Consider the following 18480-nt stretch of genomic DNA (forward strand, 5'->3'; position numbering starts at 1 on the left):
CCCTGCGCTCCCTGACAAGCTTGACAGCCTCGATCTTGAACTCTCGACTGAACTTTCGTCTTCGCATCACTACCTCCGGCTCCATGAAACACCTAAACTTGGTGTCCATCAAACCGGCAGCAGCTCAATGCAACCGATGCTCCGTTTCGAAGCAACCGCCCAGCTCCATGTGCTGATCTCCGACCTGCGACGGCGCGTTCAACTCCTAGATGCCGACATTGAGGAGGAAGAGCGCAAGTCTCGTGTCTTCAACCCCGCCAACCACTCCTACCCGATGCTGGCTCTGAGCTTGCGAGAACGTCGCGACAACCTGCAGACGACCGTCGCCACCCTGCAAAAGCAACTGACCATCCTCCCACCGGCATCGGAGCGCGCCGCCTGAGGCCGTCTACCCCGGGTCGCCAGCAATCAACGGACTGCACATGCGGCGTCCATGAATTCGGCGATGCAAGCACTCAGCGGCAGCGCTTCCTCAACCGACGGTCAAAACTATCCATGATACGGATGCGGCAAAGAGTGCTTGCGAGCTGATGCCGAGCGGCCACCTAAGCCTCCGCTTCGTGTGGGCCCATCTATGAAAACGTTGCAAGGTCGTCAGGGGCTGCCTCGGAAGCATCCTGTGCACGACCTGTAAGGGGTCGGGGGTCATCGCGGCAAGGGCGCCGAGCACGATCACTCCAATCGTTGCTGGTGTCGCGAAAAGCCAAATTGTCCCGCGCACGCATCCAAGCCGATAAGGGTCAAATCGAGAAAAAGCCTCGGATCCGCTAGCAGGCGGCGGTTGTTGGCGCCAGGCTTTAACATCATCGCTCGAAGTGGATAATCCCAATGCGGGATTGCATCGATCGCAAAGTGGCTTGCGAAGGCCGCGACAGCAACCAGGACTGGGTGCGACGGGAACAGGCTAGCGATGGCGCCGCCGACAACTGCGTGAGTGCTTAAGATCATCTCTCCTCTCGTTGCTTGGGCGGTATGATTCCGGCCCAGAAGCTAAGATAACTTTAGGCATCTCGCGCCGCTGCGCTGCGCCTCAGGAACGTATAGCGTCAATCGCGTGGGCGATCAGGATTGCAACGCTGACCGCGATGATGATGACTACCAGCCAACTGATCACGTTCGTCTCCATCCGCGCCATGGAGTGAACGCGCTCAATTGCGCACAGTCAAAAATAACCCGCCGGAAAGCTTAATTTCGGCGCTGGGCTGAGGATTCAAGGCAACTCTTGCGGCCGCAGTCGGTCCTATCGGCGGAATGCCAGTAGGAGAAGAACACCGACAACGCACGCCGCGAGCGAGAGTAAGACAATACCCACGGCACCCCCGACTCATTAGGGATTGGGATTAGACGTTATACCATGCGACAGGCCAAGCACCCCAGGTGCCCGTCGCATCAGCTACATTGCCCCCATGCACCGCGAGATCAAAGAGATGCTCATCGGGTCAGCTGGCATAACTTGCTCGGCGTAGCCATCATTTCCTCGCCTCAATTTGCCCGTTTAATTGAGCTGTATTTCTTTCGCTGCGTTCAAATGGGTTGGGATCTACTGCGCTCTCTAGCCACTCCATGAGAGAGGTCTGCCAGCCGACGCACTAACGCACTGAACGCAGATAACGATCTGGCCGGTTGGCTTGGTCCATCTCAGCGCAGGCCTTCGCCAACGCTTCCGCGGTATGCTTCGCCTTGAAGTTCTCCCATGCGACCTTGAAGCGGCCCTTCGCTTCATCGAGCGAGCCGGCGTCCCCAAAAGGCGGTCCGGGAAGTGTCACGACGCAGGTCCACAGCCAGAGCCCGGGTGAGCGTTCGGTCGCGTAGCGGATGCGGCCGACTAGCTGCCGGTCCTCGTGGACCGTGTAGTTATCAGGGCCGATCTTCCGGAGGGTAAGAGGCATTGCGGTTGCCGTTGGCTAGAAGCGAACTAAACCCCGGCAGCTAAAATAGTGCCAGGCAAACCTCTCCGGACAGACCATATGGACGACACTCCGAAGGGGTGCCTCTTTCGGGCAGTCATCATTCTCGGCCGTCGAGCGTAGGATGGCGCGGCCTCCGGGCTCCAAAGCCCCCCAGTCCCTGCTAGTCCGGAAGTGCTGGCGGCCTCGCCATTTTGTAACAGAGTTGGCGAGGCCATCGAATGCGGGTGCGCCGATCTCGCGCCGTCGCAGAGCGCCACCTGTCGATTTTCGAAAGTGGGACCCTCTACAGTATGCAGCTTAGATTCGCTTACGTTAATGCCGCGCCGTGGCTCTTGGTGGATCATTATGGAGTCCTGCCGCGTAGCGTACTGGCAGGCCTTTTGGCCCCAGCGCGCGCCTCCCTGCTAGGAGCCTGCCGCTGGGGCCTTCTAACGCTGGACCCGTATTAGATTACGAGGGTTGGGACGATAATCCGCAATCCATCAGGGCTTGCGGCGTCCATGAAAATTCGCGGGCTGCAGATCACTCCGACGACTTTCCCAACTGGACACGACACCATGAATCAAGAGGTCAACTCAGTAGCCATCGACACGCAGACGCCGGCGCCGCGTCGGGGCTCGGACCTGCTCGGCGTGGCATTTCTTGCTACGGCTGGCGTTGTCATGACCGCCTGGATCGGTGGCTTGATCTGGGGCGGAGCAGCAATGGTGATCTGGTTGATACCCTAGAAATAGTGGGCGAGCTGCGCGGCTTTAATGGCGCCGCAGATGATCATTCCCCAAAGCGCACAGCTGATCTGGATGGCGTCCAGCATGTCCCGTCCCCCGTGCTGGTTTTTTCTTTGACTAGAGCCGCGAAGTCGCAAGCAGCGCTCACGTTACAGGCGCCAAGGGTATCGGAGCGATTCCGGATAACTACGGTGCGGAATAGTGTCCTACTAAATCGGAGGTAAGCCCACTGCACGATGTCTTCAGCGCTGTTCGACGCGCATGCTTACTTCCTGGACTGCGAGCCGCCTCACGGTCCGGCGCCTCGGCCTCAGCTTCCACCCCCGTCGAAGTTGGGGCCGATTTTTTCCGGGTGTCCCGCCAATCAGCCCGGAGCTGAGGCATTAGCGAGCGTGCGGAATTTGATAACGCTCCAGCCGTTCGACGCCCTTCTGAATCTCGCGCTGCGAGAGCCAAAGCTCAAACAGAAAAAGCGAACCCGCAAGCGCGGCTAAGCCGAAACCGAGTCTGATCATTGCGATAAAATGCTCGGCTCGTGCCCCCGGTTCCCTCGAACTTTCGAAGCAGAAACCGGAGAAGTCAGGGAGTTCACACAATTTGAATAAAAGGCCCGACACTCGCATCGCGACTGTCAAGGTTAACTTTGGATCCAGCTTTCGCTCCACCTCCGCTCAATCATACCCTGAGGAAAAACTCCTATCAGGGGGGATGCTCCACCATGGACTCGGTCGAACTGATTGGGGTGATTGCCGTCTCTTTCGTGCCGTTTTTGGTCTCGGTTGGAGCGGTGCTCTTGGTTGGAGGGCCCCGCAAATGGCCATTCCTCTCTTACGCGTTTTCGCTTTTCGCCGGCTTCCTAGCTGGTAAGGGCTTCGGGCTTCTGCTGTGGTCCATTTCCTGGATTATGGCGTGGGTATTCGCCGGGATTGCTCTGCGAACGCGCGGAGTCCGTCCGATCGGAACGTCCTCACCTGAAGACGCGGACGCCGAAGGTGCTGAAGTCGCTTTCGAGCCGCCTGATGATGAAGCTTCGCGGCGGGCTGGCGACTCCAGAGATCAGAAGGTTGGCTGATACAGAGCGCAAATCGGGCCAGCGCTGTGCTCATCAGGTGTTGCTTTTTCAGCTGTCATTCGGCTTGCAATATTGACCCCCTAAGCCGAGGGATCGGCGTCCAAAATTGCCCCCCCCTACAGGTTGGTCTGTTGCGCTGCCTGCTTCTTAACAAAGCAGGTGGTGGTGGATGCTGGTCGTGGAGACGATTGCGCGGATACGTACACAGATCGTGCAAAGTCTGCATTTGCCCAGCTGCGCGATCTCCTGTGGACCCCACCGTTTCTTCAGCATTGGCAATTCATGCGGCCATTCTTCTCCTTGACCGTCGCCAAGCTTTTCATCACATGGTTCCGGCCGTTTCCCGGCTCATGAATTAAGTGCTTTCACTGCAATTCTGTCACCGCAATTGCTAGATCATGCGCCGAGGCCGTTGAAACGAGCCGCCGAAAACCTCCTCCTTTCGCGTTCGGTAGATGGTGACGACCTCCCGGCACGCTTTGACATTCAGCCGGTGGAAATCGATCTTCAATTGATCCAGCTCGCCAACTGTTATCCGGTAGTTGGCCGCGCCCAGGAACAGCAGCGCCATCGTGGTGGGCCATGAGAAATCGAGAGACTTGGCCAAGATCAACACCGGCTCGCGATCCTTCTCGATCAATGCCCGTTCCGCGACATCTATTGGAAGCCGACAGAGCAACGACAGAGCAACGGTGGTCTCGTTGAACTTGAGAGAGTGAGCAAGTTCGAAGACCTTGTCTTCTGTCAATTCGCCTCTCTCGTGCAGTTTTGCCACCGTGCGTTTCGCCGTGAAGTAATCCTTCGACGCTGGGCCAAACCTGGCGTGAATGGCCCCGGTGACATCGACGACGACGCGATGGACCTGATTTTCGATATCCGGACGCTCCCTCTTCAGTTTTTGCCGCACCTCTTCAGAGGCTTTGGCGATCAACTGGTGGAAGAGATGTCGAGGAATATCCTTTCGAAGTCCCACCGACTCGGCGAGGATCGAATCCCCTTCTGACCGCCGCACCAGGTGCAGAAATCCGGATTTGGAGAGATTCGCCCCGGCATTTGATGCGGCCGAGGTTACGACCTCGGGAGATCCCCGCACCACCAGGACATCGGTGACCGCTTCCGGGACAGTTTGTCGCCTGGAGATTGCAAGCAAATGTTGCTGGCTCTTGTTCTTGGCACACGCAATCAATGTCTCGGTGTCAAGGCGCTCCGACCGACTGAGAACTGGCCATGCGACATCGATGCAGTCGTCGCTTGCCATCTGCCGGGTCAACGCATAGGGCGCGTTTGGGCTGCATGCGAGCTTTCCTGCGAGATTCGCCCGCGCGCTCGCTTCAATCTCCTGCGCGAGACGACCGATGACCTCACCGAAAGTCCAGATCTGCTCCTCGGAATAAGTGCCGGCGATCAGGATGTCTGCCGCATGCCAGAGCGCCCGCAGACAACTCTCGGGATTTCCTCTCGCAACTGCTTCATCCAACTCGGCCAAGAATGACGTGATAGCAGCCATTGATGCGCTCGCAGTTTGAAAATAATCGAACGACAAAAGCGGGAATTCAAAGGAATGGGCGATGACACCACTTAGACCTGAACACGCGGTAAAATCATTCCCGCCACCTTGGATCGGGCATAAGGTCCGCCTAATCAGATCGATCGAATTTTAGGTATTGCCTGACTTGGAGGAAACGGACGCCGTCAACAACCTGCCCAACGTAGCTGCACCCGCGAGGTCGCGCGTTTTTTCATAACGGTCTGGTTGCAGGTTCGAGTCCTGCCGGGCCCACCAGGACATCAGGGGCTTTACCCGAACGGATGTAGCCGATGTTACGGCTGCCAGACGAAGCGCTATATCCGAACTGACGACTGGGCTTTCGACCTTCCCGGGATGACATTCTGTCTGGAGTGCAGAACCCGTCCGATTGCGTGGAGCGATTGCGATGAGGGAGGCTAAGATGGACTTTTCGCGGATGTCGGATGGGATCCGGCTGCATCACGCCTCTCATCGGCACGATGGGTACGATGGTGACGACGAAGCGGGTCCGGCACCGAGCGCCCCGTTCCTGACCGAGGCGGTCGGCGGTGGCGCCCAGGTCCATGGTCCCGGCCCGTTTGCAGGTCAATTGTTAGGTCAATCTGCAGGTACTGAAGCGCACCCCGCGAGCGCGAATACCCAGCATCATGACTCCGACCCGGTTCAATCCAAACATTCCACATCGGGGGTCGACACGGGCGGCCACGTCGGCAACCACACTGCGGCGGGCCTGGATGTTTCGTCCACCACGCCCGCTTCCGGCGCATCACATCCCGGGATGGGCATTGCTACGGTCGAGAGCGGAGCGAACACGGCCGGGAACGGCGGAGATGGCTACTTTTACGGAAGTATCATTCACGCGTCCCTGTTGATCTATGAACCGATCAACATCTCGGTGAGCCTGGGATACGGCTCGGTCGCCCTGGCCAACCAGTCCAACAATTTGAATGTCGATCAATCCGCCTCTCAGATGGCCGGCGTCGGCGGCCATGGCCGCAATGACAACATTGCATCGGGAGGAAGCGTCAGTACGTCCTCAGGCGCCGGCGTGATCGCGAGCGGCGACAACGGCGCCGGAAACGGCGGCAGCGGCTATTTCTCGGGTGCGATCGTGGACGCTCCCGTGGTGATCTATCATCCCATCAATATTGCAGTGGCGGCCTCGAGCGGCACTGCGCATGCAAGTCAATCGAACACGGTGGACATCGATCAGTCGGCCACTCAGATCGCGGGCGTCGGCGGAAGTGGCGGAAATGGCAATGTGGCCGCCGACGGCAGCGTCATGACGCTCGACCCCAGCTGGGGATCAAGCAACGGAGGGGGCGTCCCGGACGTTCAAACGGGTGGAAGCCAGGCTGGAAATGGTGGCGACGGCGCGTTCTACGGCGGGCTCGTCCATTCCTCCGTCGTGGTGTACGACCCGATCAACATCGCAGTCGCGGGCTATGGCTCCAACGTTCATTCGGTCCAGACCAATGACGCCTACGTGGATCAATCCATCATTCAGATCGCCGGCATTGGCGGGCACGGCGGCAACGCCAACGCCGCGGCGGGCGGCCGTGCAAGCCTTCTTTCCGATGGCCTGTGGGGCGGCTCCGACACGATCGCGACCGGTTCGAACGGCGCAGGCAATGGCGGCAACGGATATTTTGCCGGCAGCCTGATCGATGTCAGCGTCGCGATCTATGCACCCATCAATATCGCAGTTGCAGGTCCCCATTCGACGGCTGTGGCCGACCAGGTCAACAACGTGCACATCGACCAGAGTGCGGTCCAGATCGCCGGTGTTGGCGGGGACGGCGGCCACGGCAATCTCGCGCTGGGTGGCGATCTTTCCGCCCATCTTCTGTCGGATCTTCACCTGATGGGATAGCGACACATCGCGCCGCTCGCACAAGCCCGATCGCGAGCTGCGTCGACACCCTGCGCATGCAAGCACGCCCTACGGGCCCTCCCGGATGTTTCGAGCTCCGATGCTGCGCGACGAATGTCATACTTTCGTACGTAGGCCGAGCAAACCGGATGGTGTCCGATTTGACATCTATCGCCACCGCGCGTGGGCGGATCAGACTTGCCGCGCGCGTCCACCTGATCGGGATGGATGATGCACGAAAGCCAACAGAGGGAGGCACACATGATGCCCAAAGCGATCAACATCTCGGACTCGATCGAATTCAAATCGATCAGCACCGGTGGTCAGAACGTCGGAAATGGCGGCGACGGCACCTTCACGGGCGCCATCATCAGCAAGCCGACGCTCAACTTCGATCCGACCAACAAGGCGGTCGGTGCCGACGTGCACGTGAACACCGGCGATCATGTCAAACAGACGGCAGATTGGGATGCCGGCGGCGCCAACGCGAAGGCCTCGTGGTTTTCGAAGGCCCATGGCGGCGACGCCGAGTCGAACGGAAGCCAGAAATCCTACAGCGGTTACGATACCTCCAAGGTATACGCCAATACGGATGCGACCCAGATCAACAAGGTCTCGGTGGACCAGCACCAGGAGGTCGTGGCCGGCATCGGCGGCCATGGCGGAGACGGCAACGCCGCGCTGGGCGGCGAAGTGAGCTTCCATCTCGATACGTTCTGACCACCGGCTCGTCCGGCTGGCAGGACCGGTGGCCGCCGCCACCGGTCCTGAAGTTCGAGCCAATACCCCCGCCGTTGGCAGATGATTTTGGCCATCGGTCAAGTGCGCCGGACCTCGATTTCAGGCGGTGACGATCATGCTGATGCCGCCCATTCGGTTGCCTATCCTGCCGCAGATCGGGACGCCACTGCACGCGGCCCTCCGGTCCTGCGCGGGACCACTCGGTCTCGTATTCGCGTATAGCTGCAGCTACAACCTGCTTCTGTTTGCGCCCTCCCTCTATCTTCTTCAGATCTACGACCGGGTGCTGTCGAGCCGGAGCGGCGACACGTTGCTCCTGCTCACGCTGATTGTCGCGATCACGGTGGTCGTCGGCGGCGTGTTCGATGCATTGCGGCGCGCCGTCCTTGGACGCCTTGGCGCCTGGCTCGACGATCGCCTTCGTCCTTGCGTGCTCTCGGCTGGCCTCGAATCGGCGCTTCGCAGCGATTGGACGCAGGCGTCGGGCGCATATCGGGATCTCACCGTGCTGCGCCAGTTCGTCGAGTCCGGCGCATGTACGATGCTGTTCGACGCGCTCTGGGCGCCCTTGTTCCTCCTTGTCCTCTTTCTGATCCATCCCCTGCTTGGCGTGGTGGGCGCCTGCTGCGTCGCCTTCCTGTTCGCGCTCACGGTTGCCGGAGAGCTGGTCACGGAAGACGTTCTGCTCAGATCCGGCGCCGCGCTGTCCAGAAGCTGCGGCCGCCTCCAGACTGCGGCGAGCAACATCCACATGATCCGCGCCATGGGAATGCTCGACAACGCTGCGCGCATGATCCACCGTGACGCGCAGCACGCGCGCAGAGAGCACGATGTGGCACTTCGGCGAGGCGAGATCGTCTCACTGGCCGCCAAGCCGGTTCGCGCGCTGTCGCAGGTCCTGATCATGGGGGCCGCCGCGTGGCTCGTCCTCGATCACGGGAAGAGTCCGGCAATCATCTTTGCTGCCACGCTGATGTTCAGCCGGGCGCTCGCGCCGGTCGAAAGCGCGGTCGCAGGCTGGAAATCACTCGTGACGGCCGTGAGCGCCTGTCAGCGGCTCGGCGCACTTCTCGCCGCATTCCCCGTTGCCCGGCAGCAGAGGGCGGAGGTTTCTCCGCTACAGACGCGCAGCGGCCTCGTCGTCGACAATGTTGGCGTGAGGCTTGCGGGGACCAACCATCTTCTGCTGAACGGCGTCACGTTTAGCCTCATGCCCGGAGAATGCCTCGGCATCATCGGTGCGTCCGGGTCGGGCAAGTCCCTGCTCGGCCAGGTAATCGCCGGGCTGTCGATGCCAACGCATGGCCGTGTCGTTCTCGACAATACCGACGTCTCGCTGCTTCGCGAGGGCCGAAACGGCGACCGCCTCGGATATCTCCCCCAGGACATCAACCTCCTCGGCGACACGATCAACGACATCATCGCACGCCTTGAAGATGCCGACCGGCGGAAGGTCATCGAAGCGGCCAAGCTCGTCGGTATCCATGGGGCGATCATGCGCCTGCCGCTGGGTTACGACACGGTGGTTCAGAGCGAAGCAACCTTCTCGCGCGGGTATCGGCAGCGCCTCGGTCTCGCCCGCGCCTTTTTCGGCAGTCCACGCCTCATCGTTCTCGACGAACCCAACGCCAGCCTCGACTACGGGGGCGAGCGAATGCTCCTGGATGCCATCGAGCGCATGAAGCTCGCAGGCGCCATCCTTGTCGTCGTCACCCACAGGATGGGTCTTCTCGCCGCCACGGACAAGATTGCCATCATGGAGGACGGTGCGGTCGCCGCGTTCGGCGACAGCGAGGACATCTTTGAACGGCACCTGAGCCGCCCCCAGGTCACTTCGCAGATTGCGCCATGATCTGGAACTCTCTCACCGTCTGGAAGCTTCCCGCCGTCTCGAGACTGCCCATGATCTGGGACCAGCTCGTGCGAGCGCCGGCGAGCCCCCCGCCTGCCCGTCGATTCGGCGTCGTGGTGACCGCAATCGACGATTTCGAACCTTTGGAATTTCCATGGTGTTCGACGCCCACGCCGACCTCTCCGCGCGGAAGGCTTCGCGGCATCACCGTCGCGGGCAATCTGCTGGTGCTCTGCTTCATGCTGGGGCTTGGTACATGGGCGAGCCTCGCGCCGCTCGAGAGCGCCGCGATCGCGTCCGGCGTCGTGGAATCGGAATCGAGCCGCAAGACGATCCAGCATCTGGAAGGCGGTATCGTCAGGAATATCCTGGTTTCGGATGGCGATATCGTGCGAAGCGGCCAAACGCTGATCGTGCTGGACGACACCCGGGCCGGCTCGGAGATGCAAAGCCTCCAAGGCCAATTTTGGGATGCAGTTGCTCGTGCGGCACGGCTTCAAGCCGAGCAGCAGAGATTCGAGAAGATCGCAATTCCGGACGCGCTGGAGCAGGACAGTAGGCAGAACGGAGTGGCCGCCGCTGCAGTGTCGGCGCAGCAGTTCATTTTTCAGGCACGCCTGCAGGTTCACGAGTCGCAGCTTGCGGTCAGTCGCGAACGAAGGCGTCAAGTCGAGAAGGAGATCGAAGGTCTCAAGGCTCAGGAAACCGCCACCGGGCAGCGGATCGACATCGTCCGGGAGGAACTGGATATGGTCGCGACCCTCGTCAACAAGGGGCTCGAACGGCGGCCGCGGCTTCTGAACTTGCAGCGGGAGCTGGCCGACGTTGAGGGCCGCCGCGGCGAGATCGCCGCGCAGATTTCCCGCGCCGGGCAGGTCATCAGCGAACAGCAGGCCACATTGTTCAAGCTCGAGAGCGAGAGGCAGAACGAGATCGCACAGTCGCTTCGTGAAGCACAGAACCAGATATTCCAGCTCCGCGAGCGGTTGCTTGCGGCCAAGGATCAGCTATCGCGAACGGAGGTCAAGGCGCCCGAGGACGGCGTGATAACCGATCTGCGGATTCATACAGCCGGCGGCGTGATCGGAGCAGGTGCCCCGCTCATGGACCTGGTGCCCCGGCAAGACCGTCTCATCGTGACCGCGCGCCTGAGGCCCGAGGACATCGATGTGGTTCATCCCGGCCTCATTGCCGAGGTTCACCTCGTACCGTACAATCAGCGTCGCGTGCCTCGCTTGAAGGGAACCGTCGTGCACGTATCCGCAGACCGGCTCCTCGACAAACGTACCGACCAGCCGTACTACGCGACCAGGATCCGGATCGACGACGGGCAGATCGCGGCAAACGACATCCAGATCGTCCCCGGCATGCCGGTTCAAGTGTTCATCACGACGGGGCGCGGCACCGTGGCTCTCTACGCGCTCAGGCCCCTGCTTGACAGCTTCCGTGGTGCATTCAGAGAGGACTAAAGCGCGATGAGATTCGGATGAATCGTCATCATGCTTCAGGTCTCCGGCATTAGAGCCGCGCCGGGGTCGTGATCGCGACTCTGCGCTGGCAACCGGCCGCGCCAGCGGAGGACGGCTTCCGTGCGATTGTGCGCGGCACATTTCCTCATGATATGCTGAATGTGCATTTTGACTGTGCTTTCCGAGAGGCCCAATTTGGCGGCGATCAGCTTGTTGGGCAGGCCGAGCTCCAGTTCCGCCAGAACCTGTTTCTCACGAGGCGTGAGATCGGTCACGCTCCTGTCGATAGCCACTCTGGTTCCCTCGTTCATCAGATATGCGGGCGCAAGCCCGCGCGCATCCGGCGGCTCGAAATCCGGTAACTTGTTCATCCCGGCCACGGGCAACGGCCTGTAGGCGCCGCCGACAAGAACAAGGCGCAGGCCAGCTATGGCAATCTCGATCGGTAGCGAGGTGGAAAGAAAGCCGCGCACGCCCCGCTGCATCGCGGCCTGCACGGTCGGCTCGTCGTCATGGTTTGACAGGACCACAGTGGCGGCGTTGGGACAACACTCCGCAACGAAGGCGAGATCGTCCTCAACCGAGGGATCGCCGATGGGCTTGTCCGCGATACTCAGCATCACCAGACGAACATCGCGGGCTGACGTGCAGTCCAGGCCTTGGACCGTTGCCATGTCAAGGATCTCAAGTTCGTCCAACTCCCTCCTTAGGACGTGCAGAATGCATGTACGAGGCAACAGGAGCGGCTCGATGATCACCAGAACCGGCAAATGAAGCGATTCATTGAGCCGTTTTGAAGTGTTGGTTATGTCGTGCATGATGTCCTCGAGATGAAAAGAACTTCCGCGATATTCCCATTCCGTATTGCGTCTCCCCTGCTGCTGCATTCGTCCCGAATGCATCATCACGAGAGCAGCGCAGTGCCGCCGTTAGTGCCGCATCCACTGCGGGATCACTTGACACCTGGGTGGAAATTCTTTCCGCTCAAATCATTTGGGGGCGTGTACCGCGCGGTGGCGCAGTCGACGCATCCCCTAATTGCAGATATTTCGATACGCCGTTGAGGCCGCCGACCCTGACTTGGCGTCGACGACATATGCTTCATCCTCCTTCACGAGATACAGAAACGGCCTCTCTCCAGTCTCGCCGCCTGACGCGCTTCTTCCTTTCACGCGCCCGCAAATCGTATCCACGCGGCGTCCAAGTATGTTCTTTCGCATTGCGCGCTTCACGTCGCTGAATTCGACCGTTTCCGGATCCCCCATCTGCGTCGCGATCGCAACCTTCGCCTTGTCCAGAGCAGGATCCGCCATTTCCGCGGTCCGCTCGGGTGCCGGGACCCTGACCGTCGTCCGCGGGGACGCCGCTTTGGCAAGATCGGTCGATCCCCGTTTCTTCGGAGCTGATGTCTTGACGGGCCCTGCCGGCGTTGCGGAATTCGATCTGACAACCGCAGGCTCTTGCGCCAACGCCGTCGGCATTGGCTGCGCGGGTTGGGCGACAGCGACCCTGTCGAAACAGGGTCGTGACGCGCACCCGAGGAAATACCCCCGGGAAGGCGCGAACCAGCCAAAGCCGATCAGGATTCCTGCCAGCACTCCGACAAAAAGCAGTCCCATCCGATTCCCCTCCTCGGGAGTTCGGCTCGCACTCGTAACTAGGACTAATTCCGCGCTGGTGATCTATCTGTTGCGCAAAAGCATTAAGCGCCCATTAAGCGCGCGCCGTTGTCCGGCCCATGCCTGGATGGGCGGATTAGATCGGGCTTCAGACCCGTGCCGAGATGACCGCAAAAGGCCAATCGTGAAAGCAATCATGGCCGATTTGGTCCGCTCTTGGACCGTTCTGCAACCTGCGAGTTCGTCCGGAGGTTTTGCGCCACCCAACGCTGCCGATTGCCGACTTAGTGCCTTCAGGCAAGTTTCGGAGCACCGCGCCAGTTTCGCACCAGAAACGGCGTGAACGAAGCGGAACGAGAGCACTTGGACTCGAACAAAGACGCAGGAAGATCGACGAAGCTGACCAATATTCCGCCGCTCATAACGGTCTGGTTGCAGGTTCGAGTCCTGCCGGGCCCACCAACTCGTATTGTGTAGGATGGGTGGTATTTAGCGACATCAATACGGCGATCCTTTTCGCGGCAGGCACTAGCTCGTGTAGCGTTTCCACCGACTTGCCCATGACGTCGCCGTACATATTGGCTACGCCGGGTATATTGCCTCCTGGATGTGCAAAGCTTTTCACGAAGCCGGAGCCAATCGGATCCGTTGAGGGCGACATCACGATGGGTATTGTGGATGTCGGACGTTGCGCTGCAGCAATGGCCGGGGTCGCAATCGCAACCAGCACATTGGGTCGGAGAACGACGAGCTCTTCGGCCAGCTGCGGCAGGCGCTCATAATGCCCTTCCGCTCTCCTATAGTCGATGATCAGGTTCTTGCCCTCGATGTAGCCGAGCTCACTCAATTGTCTTCGGAAAGCGTCTAGCAGCGGTTGGACGCCAAACGCTGGGTCGAGGATGCCCACCCGCCACATAGGCTTTGATTGCTGCGCCATAGCTATGATCGGGCAACTCACCGCTACCCCCAAGACGAGTAGACCGAAGTCCCGCCGCTTCATTCGGACCTCATGCTAGTTCGGAGGACGAACGGAAGCAGAGTATCACGTCTCGATCGTCGTCGGAGTTACTTGCCCGCAAATGCTGCGATGCAACGACCGTGTGGGGCGGCACGGCTTTCGGTCATTCACGTTGGTGCGGCCATGTCGCCGCGATTTGCAACTATCCTGAATTTGAGCGGATTAATTAGACCGAGTGCGCAAGTCGGCTTCGCGTCAGAAGCGGCGATCGACGCGAGTGCTACGCCGCATCCGGTCTACCGCCAACAGCCGACGTGAGAACGGCGGGAGCTTTGGTCGGCTTGGTTTGATCTACTTGTTAGCCTTACCGGACATTCCACGGACGTTTTTTGTGACGCGCTCCCCAATATCCGCCATCGTTCTGGCGAACGCTTCGCGCGGCCGCCGCGCGTGAGCTGCACTCTCCAGTTCACTGAGATATGCAATCTTAATCAGCAGCCTGTTCAACAAATGTGTGATCCGTAGATTTTCCGAGTGTCGGGATCGCAGGGCCGTGATCTGCCAGCGCATCTCGGCGAGATCGAGAGTTTCGTGTTTCGACGGCCTCTTCAAAATGACACTCGCACGTGGTCAGCAAACGAAGCCGACGCGCCGAGTATGACGGGCGAGGGCTTCGCCTGGGTAGGGACCTGACGGGGCAATGTTCGGCGCGCAAAAGCTACCCCTCCAATGCGCGGCCGCAATCAAGCCTCAAATTAAGAATGATGTCCGCGCTGCGGGTTAATTCTGGAACTGGTCAGTTTAGTCTGCTCACGGTGCTCCTGCGGGGTGAGGTTAATTCCCTTTCGCTGCGATGCTCGCAGGTTCATCCAAAGCAGCACCAAGCCTGCAATGATGAAAAAGACTGTCAGAAAATTCAGCATACGCACGATCATGAAAACCGATCTCGATCCTCAAGCCTATCCAAACAGCACCGTCTACCTTCACGATGGCCTTCATCCGGTCAGTAATTTGACCAGCGAGACCGGCTAGGCTCGGCACATTGTTTCGGCGGGGCTGTGTGCCGAGTCGCCGCCGTGCGTCATAAACACGGCGGGACGGCGATTCTCGATTGCGTTCTGAGGGGATCAACGTGGACGACCAATTTTACGGTAGCGCGCGTTGCTACCGAGCACGAAGCTCCTCGTCATCGACAACAATACCGGCGAACCGCTCCTTTCGGAGGCACCACGATGATTACGCCCTTTGCCGCTGTTGCTCGCCGAGTGCGAGTCACCTTACTTGGTGTTCAATCTTAACAAAACGCTTTGGCCGCCGCAGCTGAATCCGTGTACTCGTGGAAGGCCACGATCTGACCGCCGCGGACGGTGAAGACGTGTGCGAAGTCGCTCTCGTAGGTGCGCCCATTGGCTTTGACCTGCCAGACGTAGTGACCGAGCACGACGACCTTGTCGCCCTGGGCGATGAATTCGCGTGGCTCGAATGAACGCGAATCCTGCACGGTAGCGAGGGTCGAAAAGAACTCGCCGACCGCACCGCGCCCCTGTCGCTTGCCGGCGAAGGGCACGTTCTCAACCTCCGGCAACTGCCACGTGACGTCCTCTGACATAGATTGCAACAGCGTCGGGATGTCACCGGCTTTGAAGTTGGCGTAAGCCTGCTCAATGAACTGTCGGTTCTTCATGTTCGCTCATCTGCACCCTCCTAACGCATGTTGGGTGAAACCGCAGTCATTTCACAACTGATATGCGAGCCTGTCAACGCGCGGCGGGAGCATTCCCGGATTCCGATTTGCAGAGATCCGCCGCAGCTTCCGTCGAAGTCGGGAGATAATGATGAAGGCGTAGGAGCTGGCAGTCATCTCCAGCTTGCCGCACGCCGCAGGTCGCGCTCCGCCGCACCCGCAATCATCTCGGTTTACGCGAGCCCGGTCCTCGTAAGCGGGCGCGCCGAAATGATTGCCGTGGCTACCAGTCCGAGAACTCCGCCGAACTCTACTCTTGAACCATTTCAATCAAGCTATTTGGAATTCGAATGTACGACCCACAAACCCAAGCAGTGGAGTGAGGCCGAGGTGCTCCTTAACAGTCATTGGTATTCCACGTTACAACGATAGAATTCGACGACGCGGTGCTTCATCGATACGCGGACACGAAAGCCTGCGGACAGCCACGCTTTCGCTTGTGGGCCTGCCCCCTTTAGTGTGCTCCACCAGCCAGTGAATTTGTAAGCCGACGTCGGCAGAGGCTTTCCCAATATCGATTCGACCTCTGAAAAGGTTAGCCGAAGGCTTTGACGGTTTTCCGTTAGCAGCCTCTCATGGAGGGGGTGGTAAGTCGAACTTGGCATCGGTGAGCATCGTGTGAGTAATACTGGCGGGGATTCGGCACTGCACTTTTTGCCCGTGGTCTCTCAAGAGCGCGTAGAGAAAGTCGCTGGCATGGTCATAACGTGCGCTGCTATTCGCGATTTGACGGGTGCGCGGCTCCAGTATGCGACCGACTGTTTCCGAGCCGAGCAGCTCACCTTCTTCCGACCATTGTTCCAGAGCCGATCCAAACAGCTTCAACAGATGATGTCCGCCATCGTGCTTGTGTCGTGATGTGCCTTCGCTGCATAAAAAGCAAACAACTACGAAAGGCATCACGGGAAACGGCAGGTTTTGCCATCGCAATGTCCCCCCACTAAAATCGAGCAGTCTAATTCGTGAAACTTGGAATCTCGGCAGAAAAAAAGCTAGTGGAATTTGTCCAGCGGCCTGAAAAAGAGGTCAGCAGAACTGACGTTAACACGTGGGCGCCTCTCACCGGTGGTCCGCGCTGATGCCCGAGGATATTAAACGGAGCCGCGCAGCGGTAAGGCGAGCTGAACCTCGAAAGGGCTCGTGGCATTGACGGCGATGAAAGCCTGGGGCGGACGAACCCTCGTCAGGCGCTGGGCCAGCGCATCGCGACCGCGGAGGTGGCGTTCCGAGACCAACCTTCTCCGGATTCAAACGCACACAACGGACCGGATAGGCGTATTGGCCGGAGCCGTCCACAATGAACTCGACTGCGTTTGGCTGCCCCGACCCAGTCCTTATCCCCCGGCAGCGCTTACCCAGCCACACCCTTCAAAACGGCCTCTCTCCGCAAATTGTGCAGCAGCCGTCAAATGGGACCCGATGATCAGACCAAGCCGACTTAACGTCAGGAGGGCAAATGCGTCGCAAAATTCAATGGAAAGTCCGGCTCCCAATACCGCAATAGCGCGTCGCTCGTCCGCGTTGAGATCAGCCCATGAGATGCGTTTCATCACGCGCCACTGCCCCAAGATTATTTAGAACCCAAACGCGTGACCGATTTGCCGCAGCATGGCCATCGCCGCGTCGGTGTACCGACCTTGGGTTAGGTATTGATCCACCTGCGCTGTACTGATCAGCGCCACAACAACGATCATGAAGCCCTTAAACATTAGGCCTCTCCTCTTGAAAGAGACCGCTAACCCGGCATGTCCAGGTTTAAACCGCTTCCGGAATTCCTGGCCGCAAATCGCGACCCATATGCAATGGCAACATGGTGACGATGACCGGTAACGAATTCCTTAACTGCGCGGCCTCAGGAGCCTCTATATCGATATCGCCGCGTCAGCTGCCAGTTGAGCTTACGAGCGCAAGCCACATTCAAAACTGCTCTGGCCGATTTCGCGGTCTCTTCAGATCAGCGTCAAGTTCTTCGCACAATGGTACCGCGCGAGCTAACCAGTTAGAGAACGATGCGGGCCACGCGTGTCCACCGTATCCGGCGTCACCCGAACAACAGACACTGCTGTAAGCTGGAAAGTTGTTCGGCTTCGGGCCGATTCTGTTGAAAAAGGCAGCTGTCCAGTCTGTCTAGTTGGCAGGACTGAAGATCATGATGGGGCATCGGCAAGTCGAGCAGGGCGCTTTGTTGAGAAGTATATTTCCGCCGATACGCTGCTCAGGTCGATCGACAAGGTTTGTCGACCTTCAAGAGATTAAGCGGGACCTGGCACCTTATCTACGGCAGCATCGGTCGGCTCGATCGATCCGGAACTCATGATTCGGATGCTGCTGATCGGTTACTGCTTCGATACCCGGTCAGAGCGGCGCCTGTGCGATGAGGTTCACCTTAATTTGGCTTACCGGTGGTTCTGCCGGCTCAGTCTCGACGGGGCGGTGCCGGATCACTCGACGTTCTCCGAGAACCGGCACGACCGCTTCCGGCAGAGCGATCTCTTCCGACGCGTGTTCGAGCGCGTGTTGCGCCGCCGCACCGAGCAGCGGTTGGTCGGTGCTGAAGGATTTGCAATCGATGCGAGCCTACGACCCAAGCCAGATGGAACTCCCTTCGCCTATCGAAAATCGACGACGTTCGCGTGGCGGGACTACCATTGACCGAACAGATCGCCCAGCTGGTCGAACTGGATCTAGATGGGGGCCTCGGACCACGCGATCGAGGAACTTCCGGATCTGAGCGAGACATCAGTATCAAATAGACAATCGCACGAATGCAAGAACGAATGGGCAAGTTTTTGCTCAGTGACGCACCGACTACGCAGTCCGCTAAGCAAAACAAAGAATCGAAACCCATCAACATTCAAACGTAAGCGCTAATTTCTCCGCACCTTTTGCTTTTGAGTGCCCTGATGCATGAGGTGTCCACCAAAATAGGTGGACACCTTGTGATGAGCGACGATGATCAGAAACTGCGGGTCAGGCTTGTCGGCCG

The 18480-nt window shown here is 59.3% G+C and carries 18 protein-coding genes and 1 pseudogene; 8 read left to right on the forward strand and 11 right to left on the reverse strand.

Annotated features, from left to right (window positions below; all coding sequences use genetic code 11):
• The coding region (locus QCM77_RS43170) for a hypothetical protein (RefSeq protein WP_280096810.1) at positions 1 to 382 on the forward strand (382 nt) is incomplete at its 5' end.
• A 290-nt stretch (positions 383 to 672) separates the two neighbouring features.
• Here QCM77_RS43170 and QCM77_RS43175 read toward each other — a convergent pair.
• Positions 673 to 948, reverse strand: coding sequence for a hypothetical protein (locus tag QCM77_RS43175; RefSeq protein ID WP_280096811.1), 276 nt, complete (start codon positions 946 to 948; stop codon positions 673 to 675).
• A 641-nt stretch (positions 949 to 1589) separates the two neighbouring features.
• Entirely contained in the window at positions 1590 to 1889 is a 300-nt protein-coding gene (locus QCM77_RS43180) for a hypothetical protein (RefSeq protein ID WP_280096812.1), read from the reverse strand.
• Positions 1890 to 2467: 578 nt separating this feature from the next.
• On the opposite strand from QCM77_RS43180, the gene QCM77_RS43185 reads away from it, so the two are divergent.
• On the forward strand, positions 2468 to 2638 hold the full coding sequence (locus tag QCM77_RS43185; RefSeq protein ID WP_280096813.1) for a hypothetical protein: 171 nt from the start codon (positions 2468 to 2470) through the stop codon (positions 2636 to 2638).
• A gap of 718 nt (positions 2639 to 3356) precedes the next feature.
• Positions 3357 to 3710 carry a hypothetical protein gene (locus tag QCM77_RS43190; RefSeq protein WP_280096814.1) on the forward strand — a complete coding sequence of 118 codons (354 nt, stop codon included), beginning with the start codon at positions 3357 to 3359 and terminating at the stop codon, positions 3708 to 3710.
• Between the two features lie 391 nt (positions 3711 to 4101).
• On the opposite strand, the gene QCM77_RS43195 is transcribed toward QCM77_RS43190, so the two are convergent.
• Positions 4102 to 5217: a DUF2336 domain-containing protein gene (locus QCM77_RS43195; RefSeq protein WP_280096815.1), complete on the reverse strand. Its 1116-nt coding sequence runs from the start codon at positions 5215 to 5217 to the stop codon at positions 4102 to 4104.
• Positions 5218 to 5659: 442 nt separating this feature from the next.
• Here QCM77_RS43195 and QCM77_RS43200 point away from each other — a divergent pair, with 442 nt between their 5' ends.
• From QCM77_RS43200 to QCM77_RS43215, 4 genes are all read left to right on the forward strand, one after another.
• The gene (locus QCM77_RS43200) at positions 5660 to 7111 is read left to right on the forward strand and encodes a hypothetical protein (RefSeq protein ID WP_280096816.1); all 1452 of its coding nucleotides are present in this window, start codon (positions 5660 to 5662) and stop codon (positions 7109 to 7111) included.
• A 261-nt stretch (positions 7112 to 7372) separates the two neighbouring features.
• Positions 7373 to 7831, forward strand: a complete 459-nt coding sequence (locus QCM77_RS43205; RefSeq protein ID WP_280096817.1) for a hypothetical protein — start codon at positions 7373 to 7375, stop codon at positions 7829 to 7831.
• Positions 7832 to 8357: 526 nt separating this feature from the next.
• Positions 8358 to 9704: a type I secretion system permease/ATPase gene (locus QCM77_RS43210; RefSeq protein ID WP_511337229.1), complete on the forward strand. Its 1347-nt coding sequence runs from the start codon at positions 8358 to 8360 to the stop codon at positions 9702 to 9704.
• A 50-nt stretch (positions 9705 to 9754) separates the two neighbouring features.
• A complete protein-coding gene (locus QCM77_RS43215) occupies positions 9755 to 11173 on the forward strand; it encodes an HlyD family type I secretion periplasmic adaptor subunit (protein ID WP_280096818.1) in 1419 nt (472 codons plus the stop codon).
• A 35-nt stretch (positions 11174 to 11208) separates the two neighbouring features.
• Here the strand turns inward: QCM77_RS43215 and QCM77_RS43220 are convergent, their stop codons facing one another.
• The 8 genes from QCM77_RS43220 to QCM77_RS43255 all read right to left on the reverse strand — a co-directional run bounded on the left by QCM77_RS43220 (position 11209) and on the right by QCM77_RS43255 (position 17203).
• On the reverse strand, positions 11209 to 12060 hold the full coding sequence (locus QCM77_RS43220) for a response regulator transcription factor (protein ID WP_280096819.1): 852 nt from the start codon (positions 12058 to 12060) through the stop codon (positions 11209 to 11211).
• A 147-nt stretch (positions 12061 to 12207) separates the two neighbouring features.
• Positions 12208 to 12792, reverse strand: coding sequence for a hypothetical protein (locus QCM77_RS43225; RefSeq protein WP_280096820.1), 585 nt, complete (start codon positions 12790 to 12792; stop codon positions 12208 to 12210).
• A 418-nt stretch (positions 12793 to 13210) separates the two neighbouring features.
• Positions 13211 to 13792 (reverse strand): ABC transporter substrate binding protein, encoded by a 582-nt coding sequence (locus QCM77_RS43230; RefSeq protein ID WP_280096821.1) that lies wholly within the window; start codon positions 13790 to 13792, stop codon positions 13211 to 13213.
• Positions 13793 to 14505: 713 nt separating this feature from the next.
• A complete protein-coding gene (locus QCM77_RS43235) occupies positions 14506 to 14685 on the reverse strand; it encodes a hypothetical protein (protein ID WP_280096822.1) in 180 nt (59 codons plus the stop codon).
• Positions 14686 to 15044: 359 nt separating this feature from the next.
• Positions 15045 to 15434, reverse strand: a complete 390-nt coding sequence (locus QCM77_RS43240; RefSeq protein ID WP_280096823.1) for a nuclear transport factor 2 family protein — start codon at positions 15432 to 15434, stop codon at positions 15045 to 15047.
• 404 nt (positions 15435 to 15838) lie between these two features.
• Positions 15839 to 16099, reverse strand: coding sequence for a DUF7662 domain-containing protein (locus QCM77_RS43245; RefSeq protein WP_462804405.1), 261 nt, complete (start codon positions 16097 to 16099; stop codon positions 15839 to 15841).
• Entirely contained in the window at positions 16068 to 16319 is a 252-nt protein-coding gene (locus tag QCM77_RS43250; protein ID WP_280096824.1) for a hypothetical protein, read from the reverse strand. The genes QCM77_RS43245 and QCM77_RS43250 overlap by 32 nt, the downstream gene beginning before the upstream one ends.
• A gap of 749 nt (positions 16320 to 17068) precedes the next feature.
• Positions 17069 to 17203 carry a hypothetical protein gene (locus tag QCM77_RS43255; protein WP_280096825.1) on the reverse strand — a complete coding sequence of 45 codons (135 nt, stop codon included), beginning with the start codon at positions 17201 to 17203 and terminating at the stop codon, positions 17069 to 17071.
• Positions 17204 to 17690: 487 nt separating this feature from the next.
• Here QCM77_RS43255 and QCM77_RS43260 point away from each other — a divergent pair.
• Positions 17691 to 18074, forward strand: a pseudogene (locus tag QCM77_RS43260) (transposase); the annotation flags it as partial.
• Positions 18075 to 18480: the final 406 nt, after the last annotated feature.

Origin of the sequence: Bradyrhizobium nivariense, assembly GCF_029846695.2 — a bacterium.
GTDB lineage: Bacteria > Pseudomonadota > Alphaproteobacteria > Rhizobiales > Xanthobacteraceae > Bradyrhizobium.

Coding starts and splice junctions, on each gene's coding strand:
- QCM77_RS43220 (WP_280096819.1), bottom strand. CDS start 12,060: ATGCAGCAGCAGGGGAGACGCAATACGGAATGGGAATATCGCGGAAGT.
- QCM77_RS43245 (WP_462804405.1), bottom strand. CDS start 16,099: ATGCCAAGTTCGACTTACCACCCCCTCCATGAGAGGCTGCTAACGGAA.
- QCM77_RS43225 (WP_280096820.1), bottom strand. CDS start 12,792: ATGGGACTGCTTTTTGTCGGAGTGCTGGCAGGAATCCTGATCGGCTTT.
- QCM77_RS43180 (WP_280096812.1), bottom strand. CDS start 1,889: ATGCCTCTTACCCTCCGGAAGATCGGCCCTGATAACTACACGGTCCAC.
- QCM77_RS43235 (WP_280096822.1), bottom strand. CDS start 14,685: ATGATCGTGCGTATGCTGAATTTTCTGACAGTCTTTTTCATCATTGCA.
- QCM77_RS43215 (WP_280096818.1), top strand. CDS start 9,755: ATGATCTGGGACCAGCTCGTGCGAGCGCCGGCGAGCCCCCCGCCTGCC.
- QCM77_RS43200 (WP_280096816.1), top strand. CDS start 5,660: ATGGACTTTTCGCGGATGTCGGATGGGATCCGGCTGCATCACGCCTCT.
- QCM77_RS43205 (WP_280096817.1), top strand. CDS start 7,373: ATGATGCCCAAAGCGATCAACATCTCGGACTCGATCGAATTCAAATCG.
- QCM77_RS43185 (WP_280096813.1), top strand. CDS start 2,468: ATGAATCAAGAGGTCAACTCAGTAGCCATCGACACGCAGACGCCGGCG.
- QCM77_RS43190 (WP_280096814.1), top strand. CDS start 3,357: ATGGACTCGGTCGAACTGATTGGGGTGATTGCCGTCTCTTTCGTGCCG.
- QCM77_RS43230 (WP_280096821.1), bottom strand. CDS start 13,792: ATGAAGCGGCGGGACTTCGGTCTACTCGTCTTGGGGGTAGCGGTGAGT.
- QCM77_RS43195 (WP_280096815.1), bottom strand. CDS start 5,217: ATGGCTGCTATCACGTCATTCTTGGCCGAGTTGGATGAAGCAGTTGCG.
- QCM77_RS43240 (WP_280096823.1), bottom strand. CDS start 15,434: ATGAAGAACCGACAGTTCATTGAGCAGGCTTACGCCAACTTCAAAGCC.
- QCM77_RS43175 (WP_280096811.1), bottom strand. CDS start 948: ATGATCTTAAGCACTCACGCAGTTGTCGGCGGCGCCATCGCTAGCCTG.
- QCM77_RS43255 (WP_280096825.1), bottom strand. CDS start 17,203: ATGTTTAAGGGCTTCATGATCGTTGTTGTGGCGCTGATCAGTACAGCG.